16 protein-coding genes are annotated in these 18,045 nt (G+C 70.3%); 9 read left to right on the forward strand and 7 right to left on the reverse strand.

What is annotated here, in order from left to right; all coding sequences use genetic code 11:
- Window positions 1-119: 119 nt before the first annotated feature.
- Together F0L46_RS11665 and F0L46_RS11670 are read left to right on the forward strand one after the other, a co-directional pair.
- Window positions 120-755 carry a peroxidase-related enzyme gene (locus tag F0L46_RS11665; protein ID WP_149817664.1) on the forward strand — a complete coding sequence of 212 codons (636 nt, stop codon included), beginning with the start codon at window positions 120-122 and terminating at the stop codon, window positions 753-755.
- 391 nt (window positions 756-1,146) lie between these two features.
- Window positions 1,147-1,518, forward strand: coding sequence for a DUF2794 domain-containing protein (locus tag F0L46_RS11670; protein ID WP_149817666.1), 372 nt, complete (start codon window positions 1,147-1,149; stop codon window positions 1,516-1,518).
- Window positions 1,519-1,523: 5 nt separating this feature from the next.
- Here F0L46_RS11670 and F0L46_RS11675 read toward each other — a convergent pair whose 3' ends face one another.
- The 5 genes from F0L46_RS11675 to F0L46_RS11695 form a co-directional block, all read right to left on the reverse strand.
- A complete protein-coding gene (locus F0L46_RS11675) occupies window positions 1,524-2,267 on the reverse strand; it encodes a hypothetical protein (protein WP_149817668.1) in 744 nt (247 codons plus the stop codon).
- Window positions 2,264-2,797, reverse strand: coding sequence for a GNAT family N-acetyltransferase (locus tag F0L46_RS11680; RefSeq protein WP_149817670.1), 534 nt, complete (start codon window positions 2,795-2,797; stop codon window positions 2,264-2,266). The genes F0L46_RS11675 and F0L46_RS11680 overlap by 4 nt, the downstream gene beginning before the upstream one ends.
- Before the next feature lie 85 nt (window positions 2,798-2,882).
- A complete protein-coding gene (locus F0L46_RS11685; RefSeq protein WP_149817672.1) occupies window positions 2,883-3,692 on the reverse strand; it encodes a Bax inhibitor-1/YccA family protein in 810 nt (269 codons plus the stop codon).
- A 215-nt stretch (window positions 3,693-3,907) separates the two neighbouring features.
- Complete coding sequence (locus tag F0L46_RS11690) at window positions 3,908-6,493, reverse strand: ABC transporter permease (protein WP_149817674.1); 2,586 nt, start codon at window positions 6,491-6,493, stop codon at window positions 3,908-3,910.
- 20 nt (window positions 6,494-6,513) lie between these two features.
- Complete coding sequence (locus F0L46_RS11695) at window positions 6,514-7,203, reverse strand: ABC transporter ATP-binding protein (RefSeq protein WP_149817676.1); 690 nt, start codon at window positions 7,201-7,203, stop codon at window positions 6,514-6,516.
- Between the two features lie 101 nt (window positions 7,204-7,304).
- On the opposite strand from F0L46_RS11695, the gene F0L46_RS11700 reads away from it, so the two are divergent.
- The 5 genes from F0L46_RS11700 (at window position 7,305) to F0L46_RS11720 (ending at window position 12,108) form a co-directional block, all read left to right on the forward strand.
- A complete protein-coding gene (locus tag F0L46_RS11700; RefSeq protein ID WP_149817678.1) occupies window positions 7,305-7,958 on the forward strand; it encodes an arylesterase in 654 nt (217 codons plus the stop codon).
- 59 nt (window positions 7,959-8,017) lie between these two features.
- A complete protein-coding gene (locus F0L46_RS11705; RefSeq protein ID WP_149817680.1) occupies window positions 8,018-9,064 on the forward strand; it encodes an aldo/keto reductase in 1,047 nt (348 codons plus the stop codon).
- A gap of 337 nt (window positions 9,065-9,401) precedes the next feature.
- A complete protein-coding gene (thpR, locus tag F0L46_RS11710) occupies window positions 9,402-9,938 on the forward strand; it encodes an RNA 2',3'-cyclic phosphodiesterase (protein WP_149817682.1) in 537 nt (178 codons plus the stop codon).
- Window positions 9,939-9,990: 52 nt separating this feature from the next.
- Window positions 9,991-10,875, forward strand: a complete 885-nt coding sequence (locus F0L46_RS11715) for a transglutaminase family protein (RefSeq protein WP_149817684.1) — start codon at window positions 9,991-9,993, stop codon at window positions 10,873-10,875.
- Window positions 10,876-10,956: 81 nt separating this feature from the next.
- Window positions 10,957-12,108 (forward strand): M20 family metallopeptidase, encoded by a 1,152-nt coding sequence (locus tag F0L46_RS11720; RefSeq protein WP_149817686.1) that lies wholly within the window; start codon window positions 10,957-10,959, stop codon window positions 12,106-12,108.
- A gap of 98 nt (window positions 12,109-12,206) precedes the next feature.
- Here F0L46_RS11720 and F0L46_RS11725 read toward each other — a convergent pair whose 3' ends face one another.
- Together F0L46_RS11725 and F0L46_RS11730 are read right to left on the reverse strand one after the other, a co-directional pair.
- Window positions 12,207-13,178, reverse strand: coding sequence for a glutathione S-transferase family protein (locus F0L46_RS11725; protein WP_149817688.1), 972 nt, complete (start codon window positions 13,176-13,178; stop codon window positions 12,207-12,209).
- Between the two features lie 10 nt (window positions 13,179-13,188).
- Window positions 13,189-14,139: a ring-cleaving dioxygenase gene (locus F0L46_RS11730; RefSeq protein ID WP_149817690.1), complete on the reverse strand. Its 951-nt coding sequence runs from the start codon at window positions 14,137-14,139 to the stop codon at window positions 13,189-13,191.
- Between the two features lie 106 nt (window positions 14,140-14,245).
- Here F0L46_RS11730 and F0L46_RS11735 point away from each other — a divergent pair, with 106 nt between their 5' ends.
- The gene (locus tag F0L46_RS11735; protein ID WP_149817692.1) at window positions 14,246-15,151 is read left to right on the forward strand and encodes a LysR substrate-binding domain-containing protein; all 906 of its coding nucleotides are present in this window, start codon (window positions 14,246-14,248) and stop codon (window positions 15,149-15,151) included.
- 809 nt (window positions 15,152-15,960) lie between these two features.
- Complete coding sequence (locus F0L46_RS27055; RefSeq protein ID WP_149817694.1) at window positions 15,961-17,928, forward strand: family 16 glycosylhydrolase; 1,968 nt, start codon at window positions 15,961-15,963, stop codon at window positions 17,926-17,928.
- The last annotated feature ends 117 nt before the right edge of the window (window positions 17,929-18,045 follow it).

Here is an 18,045-nt window from a genome sequence, read left to right on the forward strand (position 1 = left end):
CTGCAACCTTCGTCGTAGGGGCGTGCTCCCTGGGCGCGGTGCGCTGGCGCGCATCGCGGGCGGTCTGGCGCTGCGGCCCGGTGCCGTCGTATCGATGAGGGATGATCAGGGAGGATCTGATGAGCGCATCGAACGGCGGCGAGCGGGCGCGCAAGCCCGAGGCGGGGGTACGGCCCAAGCGCCAGGAGGACGGCGGCCAGGCCACGGCGCTCGACCTGCCCCAGGCCGAGCTGTCCGAGCCCATGCGGGCCTATTTCGCCAAGTGCGACGAGAAGATCGGCTTCGTGCCCAACGTCCTGCGGGCCTATGCCCACGACAACGCGAAGCTCGAGGCCTTCGTGGCCTTCTACAACGACCTGATGCTCGGTCCCTCGGGCCTCTCGAAGCTCGAGCGGGAGATGATCGCGGTCGTCGTGTCGAGCCAGAACCGCTGCTATTACTGCCTCACGGCCCACGGCGCCGCGGTGCGGGGCCTGTCGGGCGACGCGGTGCTCGGCGAGATGCTGGTGATGAACCACCGTGCCGCGGACCTCGAGCCGCGCCACCGCGCCATGCTCGATTTCGCCGTGCGGGTCACCGACGCGCCCTGGTCGATCGAGGAGCCGCACCGGGAGGCTCTGCGCGCCGCGGGCTTCACGGACCGCGACATCTGGGACATCGCGGCGGTGGCCTCGTTCTACAACATGTCGAACCGGATGGCGTCGGCCACCGACATGCGGCCCAACGCCGAATATCACGGCCAGGCGCGCGGCTAGGGCCAACGAAAAGGGCCGCCTTGCGGCGGCCCTGCCTCGACCTCTTGCGAGTATGGCCCGGTCCCACGAACCCCGGGGGGCTGGGGGGCTGACTGTCCGGTGCGGCGGGCGCCGGGCCGTCGAGGCATGTCGGTAGGTCTACTGATTCGCTGCGGCCCTCGCATGGCGCGACGGGGGCGAAAGTGTGGTGGCGGGGAAAACCCGACCGGCGCGGGGGCCGCGGCGCTTGCGCGGGGGAGGGGGCGGGCCCATCATTGGAGAAGAATGAGCCGCATCCGGCGGCCGGAGCCGCGGTCCCATCAGGGGCGCGGCGCGTGGCGGATCCATCGCGGCGCCGTCCCCTGCGTGAGCGCGAGACGCCTCACGGACGACGGTGCCCCAGGGAGGCATGATGAGCGAGGGCGAGATCGCAGAGCCCACGCGCGGCGGGGGGCAGGGGGTCATCCCCTTTCCCGGCGCCGCGCCGAAACAGGTGACCTTCAACCGGGACGAATTGCGCGAGATCCTGCACGTCTACGGCCGCAAGGTGGCGGAAGGCGAGTGGCGGGACTACGCCATCGACTTCGCCCGCGACAAGGCGACGTTCAAGATCTACCGCCGCACCTCCGAGATGCCGCTCTACCGGGTCGAGAAGGACCCGCGGCTGGCGCGCCGCCAGGGGGCCTATGCTGTCGTGGCGCAGTCGGGCCTCGTGCTCAAGCGCGGGGGCGACCTGCGCCGGGTGCTCGGCGTCCTGGAGAAGCGGCTCAAGGTGGTGGAGTAGGGGGTTCAGCCCAGGGCGATCTCCTCGACGACGCGTCCGTCGAGCACGAGATCGTCGCTCGCTCCCAGAACCCAGAGGCTCCCCGCCGTCCAGCGCAGGATGGGACGATCCCACCAGCGCTCGATCAGCGTGCCGAGGGCGGCGGCCTCATGGGCGTCGAGATGGTCGACGAGGTTGTGGAGGCCCATCACGTAGAGGTCGGTCGTGGGCCGGCCCATGGCCTCCTGGAGCGCGTGGAAGGCGTTGCGGCCCGCGCGCCGTTCCGGATAGGCGCGCAGATAAAGCCGCCCGACATTGACGTTGCCCGAGAACAGCCCCCGCAGCTCGACCGTGACCGGGCCGATCGCGGCGAGCGCCCGGCGCGCCGCATCGCCGATCACGGGCGGCGTGTCGCGGGAGAGCGAGCCGCAGATCGTGGCGTGGAGCTTCGCCGCGCGGCGGGGCAGGATGTCCCAGGCGAGCTTATGGGCGAAGGGCGCGGCCCGCAGCTCGGCCTCGAGCGCCTGGTAACCTTCGGAGGCGGCGAGCGCCTCGTGCGGCACGGGGAGGACGAGGGAGAAGATCCGCTCGTGCCGGCCCATGTCGTAGGAGCGCCCGGGCTTCGCGGCGATCACGTCCGGGTGGGCGGGCGCCACCAGCGGCAAATGGGCCAGGCGGTAGGGCTCGTCGAGGGCGAGGCCCTCGCCGGGACTTGAGGGCGTGCGGCTGCGCCGATAGGCGAGCTCGTCGTCGTGGCAGAAATCCGTCATGCGCGCTCCTGCGGCGGGGTCGCGGTGCCGTGCCCCAACGTGCGCTGCATGAGCACGGTGTCGAGCCAGCGGCCGTGCTTGTAGCCGATCGCCTCCAGCACGCCTACAGGGCGAAAGCCGAGGCTCTCGTGCAGGCGGATCGAGCCCCGCGAGCCGCTGTCCCCGATCACCGCGACCATCTGCCGGAAGCCGAGGGTCTCGCAGGCTTCGACGAGGGCTGCCAGCAGAGCCCGCCCGACGCCCGACCCCTGCCGGCCCGGCGCCACGTAGATGGAATCCTCCACGGTGAAGCGGTAGGCGGGCCGGGTGCGATAGGGGCCCGCATAGGCGTAGCCCGCGACCGCCCCCTCGATCTCGGCTGCGAGGTAGGGGTAGCCGCCCGCGAGGATCGCCTCCCGCCGCCGCGCGATCTCGGCCTCGTCCGGCGGCTCGATCTCGAAGGATGCGGTGCCGTGGCGGACCGCATGGGCGTAGATCGCGGCGACGGCGGGGAGGTCGGAGGCGGCGGAGGGACGGACGAGAACGGTCATCCGTCCTGTGTACCCAAGCGTGGGCATAAAAGAAAAGCCCCGGCCGTGAGGCCGGGGCTCGTCTGGTCCGCGTCTGCCGTGTCGCTTACTCCTGGCGCTGGCCGAAGAGCGAGAGCAGCATCTGGAACATGTTGATGAAGTTCAGGTAGAGCGACAGGGCGCCGAAGATCGACACCTTGGAGGCCGTCTGGGCGTCGAAGTCGCCGTAGACATACATCTCCTTGAGGCGCTGCGTATCGTAGGCCGTGAGGCCCGCGAAGATCAGCACGCCCACCACCGACACCGCGAAGGCCAGCGCGCTGGAAGCGATGAAGATGTTCACGAGCGACGCGATCATCAGGCCGATGAGGCCCATGATCAGGAACGAGCCCATGCCCGACAGGCTGCGCTTCGTGGTGTAGCCCCACAGGGACAGGCCGCCGAAGGCCGCCGCCGTGATGAAGAACACCTGCGTGATCGACTGGCCGGTGTAGATCGCGAAGATCGAGGCGAGCGACAGGCCCATCACGGCCGAGAAGGCCAGGAAGGTCGTGCGCGCCGACGAGGCGCTCATCTGCTCCATGCGGAACGAGAAGAGGAAGATGAAGGCCAGCGGCGCCAGCATGACGACCCACTTCAGCGGCGAGCCGTAGATGGTGTAGCCCAGCGGCGTCAGGAACTGGCCGCCCATGCGGACGGCGCGGCCGCCGGCCTGATAGGCCAGCGAGGCGTCGCCCGTGAAGGCGAGCATGGACAAGCCCAGCGCCACCACACCGGTCACGGCGAGGCCGAGCGTCATGTTGTTGTACACGCCCAGCATGAACGAGCGCAGGCCCTGGTCGATCTCCGCCTGGGAGCGCACCTGGGCGCCGTAGCCGTACTGGGTGTACTGGTTCGTGTCGTATGGCTGTTGCATGGGAGTCCTCAGAAACACTCCGCGTGGATGAATCTTGACGGGCTCACGCGACCCTCGTGCGCCGTTCTCCGGCGTCGTCCAGGAATATGTGGTTTTCCGCATCGCTCCGCAAGAGGCTAAACCTGCGGCGGTCGAAACTTCGAAGCATAATGAAGTCTAAACCGCCAAAACTTCCATTCCACGCGGAAAAGCCGGAGTTTTGTGAGTAGCTGAATTCATAGATTGCGCAGGAAAGGCGCAGGCTTTTGGCTCAGGATTCGCCAAGTTCCCACAAGACCGAGGGTGATCGTCACAAGAACCGCCGATGCAGCCGCGATGACGGCGCCCGACAGCGCGAGCGTGAAATCCATCTGCATCATGGTCGACACGATGAGCCAGCCCGCGAGCGAGCCCGCCACGAGGCCGAAGGCGGCGGTGGCGAGCCCCAGCGCCCCGTATTCGAGAGCATAGGCCAGCAGCAGGCGGCCGCGGGTGGCTCCCAAGGTCTTGAGCACCACCGCGTCGTAGAGACGCGCGCGATGCCCTGCGGCGAGCGCGCCCGCGAGCACGAGCACGCTGGCCGCCAGCGCGATGGTGCTCGCGCCTCGGATGGCGAGGATGAGCTGCGAGACCACGTCGTTCACGGCCTCCAGGGCGTCCTTGACCCGCACGCTCGTCACGCCGGGGAAGACCTTGGCGGTGTCGCGCAGGATCGCGGCCTCGCGGGCGGGGTCGGCGCCCTCGGGGAGGGTGGCGGTGGCCAGGTGCGTGTGGGGCGCGCCCGCGAAGGTGTTGGGCGAGAATACCATGACGAAGTTGATGCCGATGGAGCGCCATTCCACGCGGCGGAAATTGGCGATCCGGGCCGTGATGTTGCGGCCGAGCACGTTGACCGTGATCTCGTCGCCGATGGCGAGCCCCAGGCCCCGGCCGATGCGCTCGTCGAAGGAGACGAGGTTCGAGCCGGTGTGGTCGGGCGCCCACCACTGCCCCGAGACGAGCTTTGAGCCCTCGGGGAGCGACTGCGCGTAGGTGATGCCCCGGTCGCCGTCGAGCACCCAGGCGATGTCCTCCGCGGCCTTGATCTCGGCGACCGGCGTGCCCTTGATGGCCACGAGGCGCCCGCGCATCATCGGTACGCGCTGGATCCGGGCGCCCGGCGCCTCGGCGCTCAGGTGCGCGTCGAACTCGGCGGCCTGGGAATTGGGGATGTCGAGGAAGAAGAAGTTCGGCGCCTTGTCGGGCAGGGTCTGGGTGAGCTGGCGCGTCATGTTGGCGTCGATGAGGCTCAGCGCCACGAGGAGCGTGATGCCGAGGCCGAGCGACAGGACGAGGGAGGGCGTGAGGGCGCCGGGCCGGTGGATGTTGGCGAGCGCGAGCCGTGGCGCCGCCATGCGCGGGCGCGGCAGGCGGCGCGCGAGCGCCATGAGGCCGACGGCGACCACCCGCAGGAGCACGAAGGCGCCCGCCGCCGCCGCGATGAAGGTCATCGCCACCCGCCGGTCGAAGGCGGTCGCCACCGAGATCGCGACGAGGGCTCCGACCGCGAGCACGAGCGCCACCACGTAGCGCCGCCGCGGCCAGCGCCGCTCGGGCGCGATCTGGTCGCGGAACAGGCCCGAGACCTGCACGTCGTGGGCCCGGCCCAAGGGACCGATGGCGAAGGCGAGCGCCGTGAGGGCGCCGTAGAGCGCGGCGAGCCCGAGCTCGCCGGGAGCGATGGTGGGGGCGATGGGGATCGGCAGGGCCTCGCCCAGCGTGCCCGCGAGCACGAAGGGGAGCGCCGCGCCGAGCGCGAGCCCGATGGCAATGCCCACGCCCGCGATGAGCATGACCTGCACGAGATAGATCGCCACCACCTGCGAGCCCGGCGCGCCGAGGCTCTTCAAGGTTGCGATGGTCTCGCGCTTGCCGTCGACGAAGCCGCGCACCGCGTTCGCCACGCCCACCCCGCCCACGATGAGGGCCGTGAGCCCCACAAGCGTCAGGAACTGGGCGAAGCGCTCGATGTTGCGGGCAAAGCGCGGATCGGCGTTCACCCGCGAGCGCACCTCCCACCCGGCCTCGGGCGCCTCCCGGGCGATCGCGGCCTCGACGCGGGTGAGGTCGGCGTCGCTCGCGGCGTTGGAGGGCAGGTCGAGGCGGTAGGTCCAGCGGACGAGGCTGCCGGGCTGGAGCAGGCCCGTGGCCCGCAGCGTATCGGTGGAGACGAGGAGGCGCGGGCCGAAGCCGATGCCCGCCGCGATCTTGTCGGGCTCGGAGCGGATCGCGGCGCGAAGCTCCACGTCGGCGGTGCCGAGCTTGATGCGGTCGCCGAGCTTCAGGTCGAGGCGGGCGAGGAGGACGGGGTCGACGGCGGCCCCGGGGACGCCGTCCCGGGTCTCCAGGAGCTCCTCGACGGGGAGCGGCGGCTCGCTCACGAGCTCGCCCACCGTCGGGTAGGCGCGGTCAACGGCCTTGAGTTCCACGAGCCCGGAGCCCTTGTCGCCGGCATTCGCCATGGCGCGCAGGGTCGCGATCGCGGAGAGATTCCCCCGCGCCCCGAGCACCGCCCGCTCGCGGTCCGTGGCCTCCCGGTGGATCAGCGAATAGGCCATGTCGCCGCCCAGGATCTTGCGGCCCTCCCGGGCGAGCCCCTCCGTGAGCGAGCGCGAAATCGAGGCGACCCCTGAGATCGCCATGACCCCGAGCGCGATGCAGGCGAGGAAGATGCCGAAGCCTCTCAGGCCCGCCCGCAGCTCGCGCAGCGCGAGCCGCAGCACGAGGGGGAGGCGCCCGGAGCGGCCCGGGGCGGCGGGGGAGCCCGAAAGGGTGCCGTGCATGGAGGGGGTGGTCCCTTCGGTCAGGCCGGAACGGCCGCGTCGGTCTCGATGCGGCCGGAGCGCAGGCGCACCGTGCGGTCGCAGCGCCGGGCGAGGGCGAGGTCGTGGGTGACGAGGACGAGGGTGGCGCCCCGGTCCCGCTTCAAGGCGAACAGGAGGTCGACGATGGAGCCGCCGGTGCCCTCGTCGAGGTTGCCCGTGGGCTCGTCGGCGACCAGGATCGCGGGATCGGGGGCGATGGCGCGGGCGATGGCGACGCGCTGCTGCTCGCCGCCGGAGAGCTGGGCCGGGTAATGGCTCATGCGCTCGGCGAGCCCCACGGATTTCAGCTCGGCCATGGCGCGGGGATAGGCGTCCGCCTCGCCGGCGAGCTCCAGGGGCAGCGCCACGTTCTCGAGCGCCGTCATGGTCGGCACGAGGTGGAAGCTCTGGAAGACGATGCCGATGCGCCGTCCGCGAAAACGCGCCAGCGCGTCCTCGTCGAGCCCCGACAGGTCGCGTCCGTCGACGACGATCCGCCCCGAATCCGGACGCTCCAGGCCCGCCATGGTCATGAGCAGCGTCGATTTGCCCGAGCCCGACGGCCCCACCAGCCCCACGGCCTCGCCCCGCTCGATATCGAGGGAGATGCCCTTGAGGATGTGCACGCGGGCGGCGCCCCTGCCGAGGCTGAGGTCGACGTTTTCGAGCGCGATGGCCTTGTCGGTCATGGGAAAAGACCCGATGTCTCGCGCCGGGGCGGACGAGAGTTGTTGATCTGGTGGCGGATGCCGGCACGGGCCGGCCCGCGGCATATGGGGACTTACGCAGCATGCGCCAACACGGTTTGCTCCACGCGGCCCTCGCGGGCCTCATGATCCTCGCCGCGACGCTCGCCGGGCCCGCGATGGCGCAGGGCAAGCGCCCCCTGAAGCTGGTGGCCCTCGGCGACAGCCTCACGGCGGGCTACGGCCTTCCCGCGGCCGCGGCCTTCCCGACGCAGCTGCAGCAGGCTCTCAAGGCGCGCGGTCACGATGTCGAGATCGTGAACGCGGGCGTCTCGGGCGACACGGCGGCGGGCGGCCTCGAGCGGCTCGACTGGTCGGTGGGGGAGGGGGTCGACGGGGTGATCCTGGAGCTCGGCGCCAACGACATGCTGCGCGGGCTTGATCCTGCCGCCACCAAGGCCACCCTCGACACCATCGTGCGCCGGCTCAAGGCCCGCAACATCCCGGTGCTTCTCACGGGCATGCTGGCCTCCCGCAATCTCGGGCCCGACTACGCCGCCCGCTTCGACGCCATCTATCCCGACATTGCGCGGGCCCACGGGGTCATGCTCTACCCCTTTTTCCTGGATGGCGTGGCGGGGCAGCGAAACCTGAACATCGCCGACGGCATTCATCCCAACCCGGAGGGGGTGAGGATCATCGTCGAGCGCATGCTGCCGACGGTGGAGACATTCATCGCCCGCCTCCGCCCCGCCTGACGCGCCAGGCCTGGCGCACCACCCGTGAGACCGGCGGCCCGCCGCCGGAGGAGAGTTCCATGGAATACCGCCGCTTGGGCCGCACCGGGCTCGACGTCAGCGCCCTCTGCCTCGGCACCATGACCTGGGGCGAGCAGAACACCGAGGCCGAGGGTCACGCCCAGATGGACATGGCGCTGGACCGGGGCATCACCTTCTTCGACACGGCCGAGCTCTACCCGATCCCGCCCAAGGCCGAGACCCAGGGGCGCACGGAGGAAATCATCGGCACCTGGTTCAAGGCACGCGGCACCCGTGACCGGGTGATCCTCGCCACGAAGGTGATCGGGCGCTCGGGGAACACCTGGTTCCGGGACGACGGCTCCACCTGCGAGCTCAACCGGCGCCAGATCGAGGAGGCGGTGGACAAGAGCCTGCGGCGCCTGCGCACCGACTATATCGACCTCTATCAGCTCCACTGGCCCGACCGCGCCGTGTCGCAGTTCGGCTCGAACCCCGTGATCTTCCGTCCGACGCAAGGCCCCGAGAACCCGATCCCCGAGACGCTCGAGGTGCTCGGCGACCTCGTCAAGGCGGGCAAGATCCGCCATGTCGGAATCTCCAACGAGAGCCCTTGGGGCCTCATGACCTTCCTCCACGCGGCCGAGAGCCGGAACCTGCCCCGCGTCCAGTCGATCCAGAACGCCTATTCCCTCGTGAACCGCGTCTTCGAGGCGGGTCTCGCCGAGATCGCGCTGCGCGAGGACGTCGGGCTTCTGGCCTATTCGCCGCTCGGCCAGGGCTCGCTCACGGGCAAGTACCAGGGCGGCGCCCTGCCGAAGGGCTCGCGCAAGCAGCTCTTCGACCGGCTCCAGCGCTACGAGACCCCCGGCGCCGCCCCCGCCATCGACGCCTACGTGGCGCTCGCCCGCGAGATAGGCCTCGATCCGGCCCAGATGGCGCTCGCCTTCGTGACCTCGCGGAGCTTCGTCACCGCGAACATCATCGGCGCCACCACCCTCGACCAGCTCAAGATCGCCATCGACTCCATCGACCTGCGGATCACGCCCGAGCTGGAGGAGCGCATCGACGCGATCCACCTGCGCCACACGAATCCATGCCCGTGAGGGGCGGAGGGGCGGTTCACAGAAGGCTCGACCTGTCATCCCCGGCTGGAGCTGACCGTCAGGTCAGCGGAAGGGAAGGGGATCCAGCGCAAGCGATGCTGCCGCGCAAGCGGCACGACTTGGCCCGCGAAGGGCCCTAGACGGGCAATAAGCGTCGCTTCGCGACATAAAGTTATGCTGGATCCCCTTCCCCTCCACTGACCTGACGGTCAGTTACGGCCGGGGATGACGGGGGGGCTTGTCCACGCACGACGGCACCTCCCGGCCGGTCCCGTTGCTCGACCGCTCGCGGATGCCTACCTCCGGGCTCCGCCGCCCCACTCCTAAGAGAGGCCCGATGCCGCGCCTGTTCACCGGCCTGGAGATCCCGCCCGAGATCGGCGCCGAGCTGTCGCGCTGTCGCGGCGGCCTGCCGGGAGCGCGCTGGGTCGAGCCCGAGAACTACCACGTGACGCTGCGCTTCATCGGCGACGTGGACGAGGCCGTGGCGGCGGACATCTATGCCGCGCTGGAGGAGACGCGGGCGCGGGCGGCGGTGCCGGTCGCCATCGAGGGGCTCGCGAGCTTCGGCGGCGGGCGCCCGCACGCGGTCTTCGCCGCCGTGACCCCGAGCCCCGCCTTGTCCGAGCTCCAGGCCGAGCACGAGGCCCTGGCGCGCCGCGTCGGCCTCGCGCCGGAGAAGCGCAAGTTCCATCCCCACGTCACCCTGGCGAGGCTGCGTCACGTCTCGTCCCCCGACGTCGCCGCTTATCTCAGCCTGCACGGCGGCGGGCCGAAGCTCGCCTTCACGGCCCGGCGGGTCGCGCTCTACTCGGCCCGGGAATCGACCGGCGGCGGGCCTTACATCGTCGAGGCCGCCTATCCCCTGGGCTAGACGGAACCCTGCCCCCGCCGGCCCGTTGCGCCAAGGTCCCCGCGAGAGTTCCATGCCGCGCCTCAGCGTCCGCCACGTGACAGCCTACACCTACGCCGAGCCCGTGGGCTTCGGCGACCATCGCCTGATGGTGCGGCCGCGCGACAGCCACGACCTGCGGCTCCTCGAGGCGACGCTCGCCATCGATCCGCCGCCTGAGCGGATCCGCTGGCTGCACGACGTGTTCGGCAACTCGGTGGCGGTGGCGAGCTTCGGGGAGGCGAGATCCACGACGCTGCGCTTCGAGAGCCGTCTCCTCCTCGATCTCTACCAGGCGAACCTGCCCGAGTACCAGGTCGCGGACTATGCCCGCACCTATCCCTTCTCCTACGAGGCCGAGGAGGTGCCCGACCTCGCCCGCACCATGGAGCGGCACTATGCCGATCCGGAGCACGCCGTCGACCTGTGGGCCAAGGGCTTCGTGCGGGTGGACGGGCCCACCGACACCTACGACCTCCTCACCTGGATGACGCGGGCGATCCAGACCACGTTCACCTACGCGGCCCGCGACGAGGAGGGGGTGCAGACCCCCGTCGAGACCCTCAGCCGCGGCACGGGCAGTTGCCGCGATCTGGCGCTCCTCATGATGGAAGCGGCCCGGTCCCTCGGCTTCGCGGCGCGCTTCGTCAGCGGCTATCTCTATTCCCCCGACGCGGACGGCACCGGGAACGTGGGCGGCGGCTCGACCCATGCCTGGTGCCAGGTCTACCTCCCCGGGGCGGGCTGGGTGGAGTTCGATCCCACCAACGGCATCACCGGCAACCGCGACCTCATCCGCATCGCGGTGGCCCGCGATCCGGCCCAGGCCGCACCGCTCCAGGGCAGCTTCGTCGGCCCGGCGGGAGCCTTTCAGTCCCTCGTGGTCGACGTGACCGTGACCGACGCGTCCTCCGAGTAGGGCGCTCTCGTCCGTCCGTCGGATTCCCCTCGCGCGCGGCTTGGGCTAAACCGCTCCAACCGAACGTCACCGGAGCCGCCCATGACCGCCCAGCACCCCGCCGCCGCCTGGCTCGGCGACAAGCAGGGCGCCATGCTCGCCCTGATCGAGGAGCTCGTGAACATCGATTCCGGCTCCTACGACAAGCCGGGGGTGGATGCGGTGGGCGAGCGCCTGCGCCGCTTCCTCAACGAGCAGGGCATCCCCACCGTCACCATCCCCAACCAGCGCCACGGCGACGTGCTCAAGGCGCAGGTGGCCGGGGGCGGGGGCTCGAACAAGCCGATCGTCCTGATGGGCCACCGCGACACGGTGTTCCCCAAGGGGGAGGCGGGGCGACGCCCCTTCCGCGTCGAGAACGGGCGCGCCTATGGCCCGGGCGTCTGCGACATGAAGGGCGGGCTCGTCCTCAACGCCTTCGTGCTCGCCGCCTACCAGCATTGCGGCGGCGCACCGGCGCCCCTCGTCGGCCTGTTCACCTCCGACGAGGAGATCGGCTCGCCGGACTGCCGCCCCGTGATCGAGGAGACCGCGCGGGACGCCCGCGCCGTGTTCAATTCCGAGCCGGGCCGGCCCTCGGGCAATATCGTGACCGGGCGCAAGGGCGGCGTGTTCATGGCGCTCGAGACCTACGGCAAGGCGGCGCATTCGGGCGGCAACTACGCGGAGGGGCGCAGCGCCATCCTGGAGCTCGCCCACAAGACCATCGCGCTCCAGGCCCTCACCGACCTCGAGCGGGGCATCACCGTGAACGTGGGCCTCGTCTCGGGCGGCCAGTCCGTCAACACGGTGGCGCCGCACGCCGAGGCGCAGATCGACCTGCGCTACATCCGACCCGAGGACCGGGCCGAGGCCATGAGCCGGATCGAGGCCATCGTCGCGGGCTCGACCGTGGCGGGCGTCACGGCGCGCCTGGAGATCCGCGGCGAGTTCCATCCCCTCGTCCAGGACGAGGGCGGCCGCGCCCTGTTCGACGTCTACCGCGACGCCATGGCGGGGGTGGGCCTAGCGGTCGAGGGCGAGTTCGCCGGCGGCTGCGCCGATTCCGGCTTCACCGCGAGCGTCGGCTGCCCGACCTTGTGCGCGGTCGGCCCCGTGGGCGGCAACGCCCATTCGCCGGAGGAATGGCTCGCCGTCGACAGCCTCGTGCCCCGCGCTCAAGGCATGGCGCTCGCGATCGCGGCGCTTCGCTGACGGATCCTTGGGCGCAACGGCGCTCCATCCTTGCGGGGGAGTGCGCCGGACGTGGCGCCAGGCGAACGGTTGCGCCCTGTTCTGCTCTACCTCCGCCGTCACCCCCGTCCGTGCGGCGCTTCCAGGTCCATGACCGGGCCTAAGGGCACGATGCCCGTCGGATTGATGGTGGCGTGGCTCTCGTAATAGTGCCCCTTGATGTGGGGCATGTTCACGGTCTCGGCGATGCCAGGGGTCTGGTAGAGGTCGCGCAGGTAGCCCGAGAGGTTCGGATAGTCGGCGATCCGGCGCAGGTTGCACTTGAAGTGGCCGACATAGACGGGGTCGAAGCGCACCAGGGTGGTGAACAGACGCCAATCGGCTTCCGTGACGCGATCGCCGCACAGGTAGCGGGCCCGGCCCAGGCGCTCGTCGAGGCCGTCGAGGGTCTCGAAGAGCGGGCGCACCGCCTCCTCGTAGGCCGCCTGAGCCGTCGCGAAGCCCGCCTTGTAGACGCCGTTGTTCACCGTGTCGTAGATCAGGGCGTTGAGAGCGTCGATCTCGGGGCGCAGCGCCGCCGGGTAATAATCGCCGGGCAGCGCGCCCACCCCGTCGAAGGCGCTGTTGAACATCCGGATGATCTCGGACGATTCGTTGCTCACGATCGTGCCCCGCTCCAGGTCCCACAAGGCCGGCACCGTGACGCGCCCCGTATAGTCGGGCTTCGCCGCCGTGTAGACCTCGTGCAGGACGCGCGCGCGCGCCACGGGATCGGGGATCACGCCGGGCCCGTCCTCGAAGGTCCAGCCGTTTTCCAGCATGCGCCAATGCACCACCGAGAGCCCGATCATCCCGTCGAGGCCCTTGAGCCGGCGCAGGATCAGGGTGCGGTGCGCCCAGGGGCAGGCGAGCGACACGTAGAGGTGGTAGCGCCCGGGTTCCGCCTTGAACCCGCCCTCGCCCGTGGGCCCGGGTGCGCCGTCGGGGGTGATCCAGCTGCGGAACGCCGAGTCCTGGCGCTTGAAGCGTCCGCCCGAGCCGGACGTGTCGTACCACCGGTCCTGCCAGACCCCGTCCACCAGCAATCCCATGGAGCGCTCCTCATCCGATCGGCTTCAAGCCCGCCTCGATCGCGGCCCGCCGGGCCTCGAGGAAGGGCGGCAGGGCAAGGCGCTCGCCCAGGCGGTCCAGGGGCTCGTCGGTCGCGAAGCCCGGGCCGTCGGTGGCGATCTCGAACAGGATGCCGTTGGGCTCGCGGAAGTAGAGGCTCTGGAAGTAGTAGCGGTCGACGGGGCCGCTGGAGGGCATCCGCATCGCCCGCAGGCGGTCGCTCCAGGCCTGGTACTGGGCCTCGTCGGGGGTGCGGAACGCCACGTGGTGGACGCCCCCCGCCCCCTGGCGGGCCGCGGGCAGGTCCGGGCGCTCGGCGACGTGCAGCTCCGCGGCTGGGCCGCCGTCCCCCATGGCGTAGACGCGCACGTGGCGGCCCGGGGCGTCCGGGTCCGGGTAGTCGCGCTCGGCCCGCATGCCCATCACATCGGTCAGGACCCGCTCGGTCGCGGCGCGCTCGCCCACCGTCAGCGTGATGGGCCCGAGGCCCCGGATCTGGTGCTCGGGCGGGACGGGGCTGCGGTCCCAGGGCGCGGCCCCGCCGGTGCCGCCGTCGTCGACGAGCGCGAGCCGCTGGCCCTCGCCGTCCTCGAAATCGAGGACGCGACGTCCGTCCCGTTCGACGAGGCCCGCATGGGCGATCCCGGCGCCCGCCAACCGGTCGGCCCACCACAGGAGGCTCGCCTCGCCCGCGACCCGCAAGGCCGTGCGCGTGACGCTGTCGCGGCCGCGCCGCTCCCGGGGCACGGGCCATTCGAAGAAGGTGAGATCGGTGCCCGGCCGCGCCTCGCCGTCGGCGTAGAAGAGGTGGTAGGCGCTCGTGTCGTCCTGGTTGACGGTCTTCTTCACGAGCCGCATGCCGAGCACGCCCGTGTAGAAGGCATGGTTGGCCCGCGCGTCCGCCGAGACCGCGGTGAGATGATGGATGCCGCCGAGCTGCATGCTGGTCTCCTCGTGTCGAGAGCCCCGTCCCCTGACGAGTTAATCCTCGACATCGGCTGCGCCAATATCGATTGTCGGGCGAACCCCGCCGACGCGATCCCGTTTCATGCCGACCCCCCAGCCGCCCTTCGATCTCGATCTTTTGCGCACATTCGTAGCCATCGCCGACAATGGCGGCTTCACCCGCGCGGCCGAGCGCGTCGGCCGCACCCAGTCCACCGTCTCGCTCCAGATCCGCAAGCTGGAGGACGGGCTCGGGCGCCGGGTGTTCGAGCGCGATCCCGGGCGCGACCTGCGGCTCACCCCGGACGGGGAGATCCTGCTGGGCTTCGCCCGTCAGATGCTGCGGCTCGCCGACGAGGCGCGCTCGCGGCTCATGGAGCCCGACGCCGACGGGGTGGTGCGCCTGGGCACGCCTGAGGATTTCGCCACCGCCCACCTGCCGGAGGTGCTCGCGCGCTTCGCCCGCGCCCATCCCCGCGTGGCGCTCGACGTGAACTGCGACTTCACGGTGAACCTCCTCGACGGCTTCGCCAAGGGGCAATACGACCTCGTCCTGTTCAAGCGCGAGCCGCAGGGCCAGGGCGGCGTCGGGGGAGGCGTGGGCGTGTGGCGCGAGGTGCTGGTCTGGGCGGCCTCGCCCCGCCTCCTGATCCGCCCGGATGCCGCTCTGCCCCTGGTGCTCGCGCCGGTCCCCGACGTCTACCGCAAGCGCGCGCTCGCGAGCCTCGACGCGGCGGGGCGGGCCTGGCGCATCGTCTATACGAGCCCGAGCCTCGCGGGGCTGCAGGCCGCCGTGAAGGCGGGGCTCGGGATCACGGTGCTCCCCAAGGAGATGGTGCCGCCGGGCTTCGTGCTGCTCGGGCCCGAGCAGGGCTTGCCGCCCCTGCCCGACACCGAGATCGTCCTCTACCGGGCGCCCGGGGCCCTGCCGCGCGCTGCCACCCTCCTGGCCGAGCACATCGTGCACTCCATGGAGAACGCCGTCGTGCCGGGTGCCGCCGCCGAATGAGCCGCGCCGAAGGTTCGGCCGCCATTGGCGCGTATTCACCGGGCTCGGCCAGCAGGGGGCGCAAAGGTGCGACGAGGGTCGTTCCGGCGCCTTGAGTCGGCACCGACCATGTCCGGTTCGGGCATGCCGGGCCCATGAGGCCGTCCTCTGGTCTCGCTTTTGGGTTGTTGCAGCCGGTCGATTCTTCTGGAACGGGTCCGTGCTACTACCATCCGTGCGGCTCGCCCTGCGGCCCCCCTCGTTGCCCCGTTTGCGAGCGCCCCATCGAGTTCTGCCACAATCTGGTCAAAACCCGGCGCCGTGTTCCGCCTCTGCGGGCAACCTGCCCAAAGCCTTGCATTGGTGTTATCCCAGTCGGCAGCCCCGGCCGGCTTTGCAGCAATTTGGGCGAGATCGTGGCAAGAATTGGTTTTTGCGGATGCCCAATTGTGTCGGCCCACTACTCTGCCGTTCTAGCCTGCGAACCGCCGAGAACAGGCTTACGGCCAAGCTTAAGCGGTGTTGGCGCGATTTTTATTGCAGGTGGGACTTGCCGGTTACGTTTTCCGGCCCCTATAAGAACCCACCCTCGATTCGCCGCGTGCACCGAGTTGACCCAATGGTCCGGCACGCATCGATCGTAGTCCGTGCGTATCGATGAACAAGAACGCAATGTAATTTGCGCGTCGTACCGGACTTGTGGCTCTATCAACTGAACGGCTTTGAAAGTAGACTTGAGATAGATATAGGCGCCGACAAAAGGCGCCAATTAAACACACAATCGTTGGGACCTGCCGGCTGAACGGGCCGGCTGCACAAGGGGCACCTGCATGACGGCTCGTCTGACCTTCAGCGAAGAATTCAACGGCGACCACCTCGACCTGTGGAACGGCAGCAGCGGAACCTGGCGCGCGGCGGCTCCCTGGATTTCCTGGGACGGCATGGGGTCGCCGAGCCCGAACAATCAGCTCGAGAAGTACATCAACCCCAACCATAAGCCGATCGCCTCGGCGAACCCGTTCGACGTGCAGGACGGCGCCCTGACGATCACGGCCTCGCGGGCGAGCCCCGAGATCCGCGCGATCACCGGCAAGGAATACGCCTCCGGCGAGATCAACACCTTCGGCAGCTTCGACCAGCAGTACGGCTACTTCGAGATCAAGGCGCAGCTGCCGGGCGGCAAGGGCCTCTGGCCCGCCTTCTGGCTTCTGCCCGCCGACAAGAGCTGGCCGCCCGAGCTCGACGTCATGGAGGTGCTCGGCCACGAGCCCGACATGCTGCACACCACGGTGCATTCGAGCCTCGGCAACCAATGGGGCCACACCCAGGAGGGTCACTCGACCCGCGTCGGGGACATGACCAATGGCTATCACACCTATGGCGTGAACTGGCAGGCCGACAAGATCACCTGGTACTTCGACGGCCAGCAGATCTTCCAGGCCAAGACCCCGGACGACATGCACAAGTCGATGTACATGATCGCCAACCTGGCGGTCGGCGGCGATTGGCCCGGCAGCCCGGACGGCAACACGAAGTTCCCGGCCGAGTACAAGATCGACTATATCCGCGCCTATACCGACAAGCCCACGGGCGACGGCGCGGCGGAGCCACCCCCGACGCCCTCGAAGCCCCCGGTCGCGCCTGCTCCGGTCGACCAGGCTCCGCAGCCCCATGACCCGGCTCCCACGCCGGATCCCGTCGACCAGGCTCCGCAGCCTCACGACCCGGCACCCGCGCCGACCCCGGATCCGGTCGACCACGCTCCGCAGCCGGCTCCTGCGCCCGCGCCCGATCCGATCGACGCGGCCCCGCAGCCGAGCCAGCCGCCCGCGCCGCAGCCGCACGAGCCGGCTCCCGCGGAGCCCGCGCCGACCGCCCAGCACCTGCGCGGTCTCGGCTGGGGCGAGTGGAGCTCGCACAACACGATCACGGGCACGGACGGCAGCGACCATCTCGTCAGCACCAGCCGGACCAGCGACCTCATGGACGGCGGCGCCGGCGCCGACCGGATGGAGGGCGGCTGCCACGACGACGTCTACGTCGTGAATCACAAGAACGACGCTGTGATCGAGCATGCTGGCAGCGGCACGGACACCGTGCGCAGCTCCCTCGACACCTACACGCTCGCCGACAACGTCGAGACCCTGGTCCTCCAGGGGACGGGCCATCAGACGGGCATCGGCAACGCCCTGGGCAACGTGATCTTCGCCAACGGCACGGGATCGACGATCGACGCCGGTGCTGGCGACGACGACCTGTTCGCAGGCAAGGGCGCGGACATCCTCACCGGTGGCGAGGGCCAGGACCGCTTCATCATGCGCGACGTCGACACTGCGCCCGACCACATCACCGACTTCCAGGTCGGGGTCGACATGCTGGACCTGCGCCAGCTCTTCGCCGAGATCGGCTATCGCGGCTCGGACCCGGTGGGCGACAAGCACCTGATCGTCCAGGGGAACGACAAGGGCGGCACGGACGTGCTGTTCGATTGGGACGGCGCCGGCGACGCCGCCGCGAAGACCATCGTGACGCTCGATCACGTGCGCCCGGACGCTCTGCATCTCCAGGCCGACATCTGGGTCGCGAACGAGGGCGCTACGCTGACGGGGGCCTCGGCGCTGCACCAGCTTCTCGCCGACATGGGCGAGCCGACCGGCGCCACCGTCGCGGATCGCGTGGCGAGCCTCTCGCACGATGCGCCCGCGGCTCCGGAGGGGATGATGTCGGTCCACGACGTGATCGCGGCCGACCACGCCCTTACCGATCACCACCTCACGGGCGACGCCTGGCTGCGCTGACCGGCGCCGCCACGACCGCTCGCGGCGATCATGCGGCCGGCACCCTCGGGTGCCGGCCGTTTCCGTTTCAGCTGGTGGTCGCCAGGCTCCTCTCCGCCCGGACCTCGCCCGCGGCGC

It is taken from the genome of Salinarimonas soli, from assembly GCF_008386575.1.
GTDB classification, from domain to species: domain Bacteria; phylum Pseudomonadota; class Alphaproteobacteria; order Rhizobiales; family Beijerinckiaceae; genus Salinarimonas_A; species Salinarimonas_A soli.

Coding starts and splice junctions, on each gene's coding strand:
- F0L46_RS11665 (WP_149817664.1), top strand. CDS start 120: ATGAGCGCATCGAACGGCGGCGAGCGGGCGCGCAAGCCCGAGGCGGGG.
- F0L46_RS11670 (WP_149817666.1), top strand. CDS start 1,147: ATGAGCGAGGGCGAGATCGCAGAGCCCACGCGCGGCGGGGGGCAGGGG.
- F0L46_RS11675 (WP_149817668.1), bottom strand. CDS start 2,267: ATGACGGATTTCTGCCACGACGACGAGCTCGCCTATCGGCGCAGCCGC.
- F0L46_RS11680 (WP_149817670.1), bottom strand. CDS start 2,797: ATGACCGTTCTCGTCCGTCCCTCCGCCGCCTCCGACCTCCCCGCCGTC.
- F0L46_RS11685 (WP_149817672.1), bottom strand. CDS start 3,692: ATGCAACAGCCATACGACACGAACCAGTACACCCAGTACGGCTACGGC.
- F0L46_RS11690 (WP_149817674.1), bottom strand. CDS start 6,493: ATGCACGGCACCCTTTCGGGCTCCCCCGCCGCCCCGGGCCGCTCCGGG.
- F0L46_RS11695 (WP_149817676.1), bottom strand. CDS start 7,203: ATGACCGACAAGGCCATCGCGCTCGAAAACGTCGACCTCAGCCTCGGC.
- F0L46_RS11700 (WP_149817678.1), top strand. CDS start 7,305: ATGCGCCAACACGGTTTGCTCCACGCGGCCCTCGCGGGCCTCATGATC.
- F0L46_RS11705 (WP_149817680.1), top strand. CDS start 8,018: ATGGAATACCGCCGCTTGGGCCGCACCGGGCTCGACGTCAGCGCCCTC.
- thpR (WP_149817682.1), top strand. CDS start 9,402: ATGCCGCGCCTGTTCACCGGCCTGGAGATCCCGCCCGAGATCGGCGCC.
- F0L46_RS11715 (WP_149817684.1), top strand. CDS start 9,991: ATGCCGCGCCTCAGCGTCCGCCACGTGACAGCCTACACCTACGCCGAG.
- F0L46_RS11720 (WP_149817686.1), top strand. CDS start 10,957: ATGACCGCCCAGCACCCCGCCGCCGCCTGGCTCGGCGACAAGCAGGGC.
- F0L46_RS11725 (WP_149817688.1), bottom strand. CDS start 13,178: ATGGGATTGCTGGTGGACGGGGTCTGGCAGGACCGGTGGTACGACACG.
- F0L46_RS11730 (WP_149817690.1), bottom strand. CDS start 14,139: ATGCAGCTCGGCGGCATCCATCATCTCACCGCGGTCTCGGCGGACGCG.
- F0L46_RS11735 (WP_149817692.1), top strand. CDS start 14,246: ATGCCGACCCCCCAGCCGCCCTTCGATCTCGATCTTTTGCGCACATTC.
- F0L46_RS27055 (WP_149817694.1), top strand. CDS start 15,961: ATGACGGCTCGTCTGACCTTCAGCGAAGAATTCAACGGCGACCACCTC.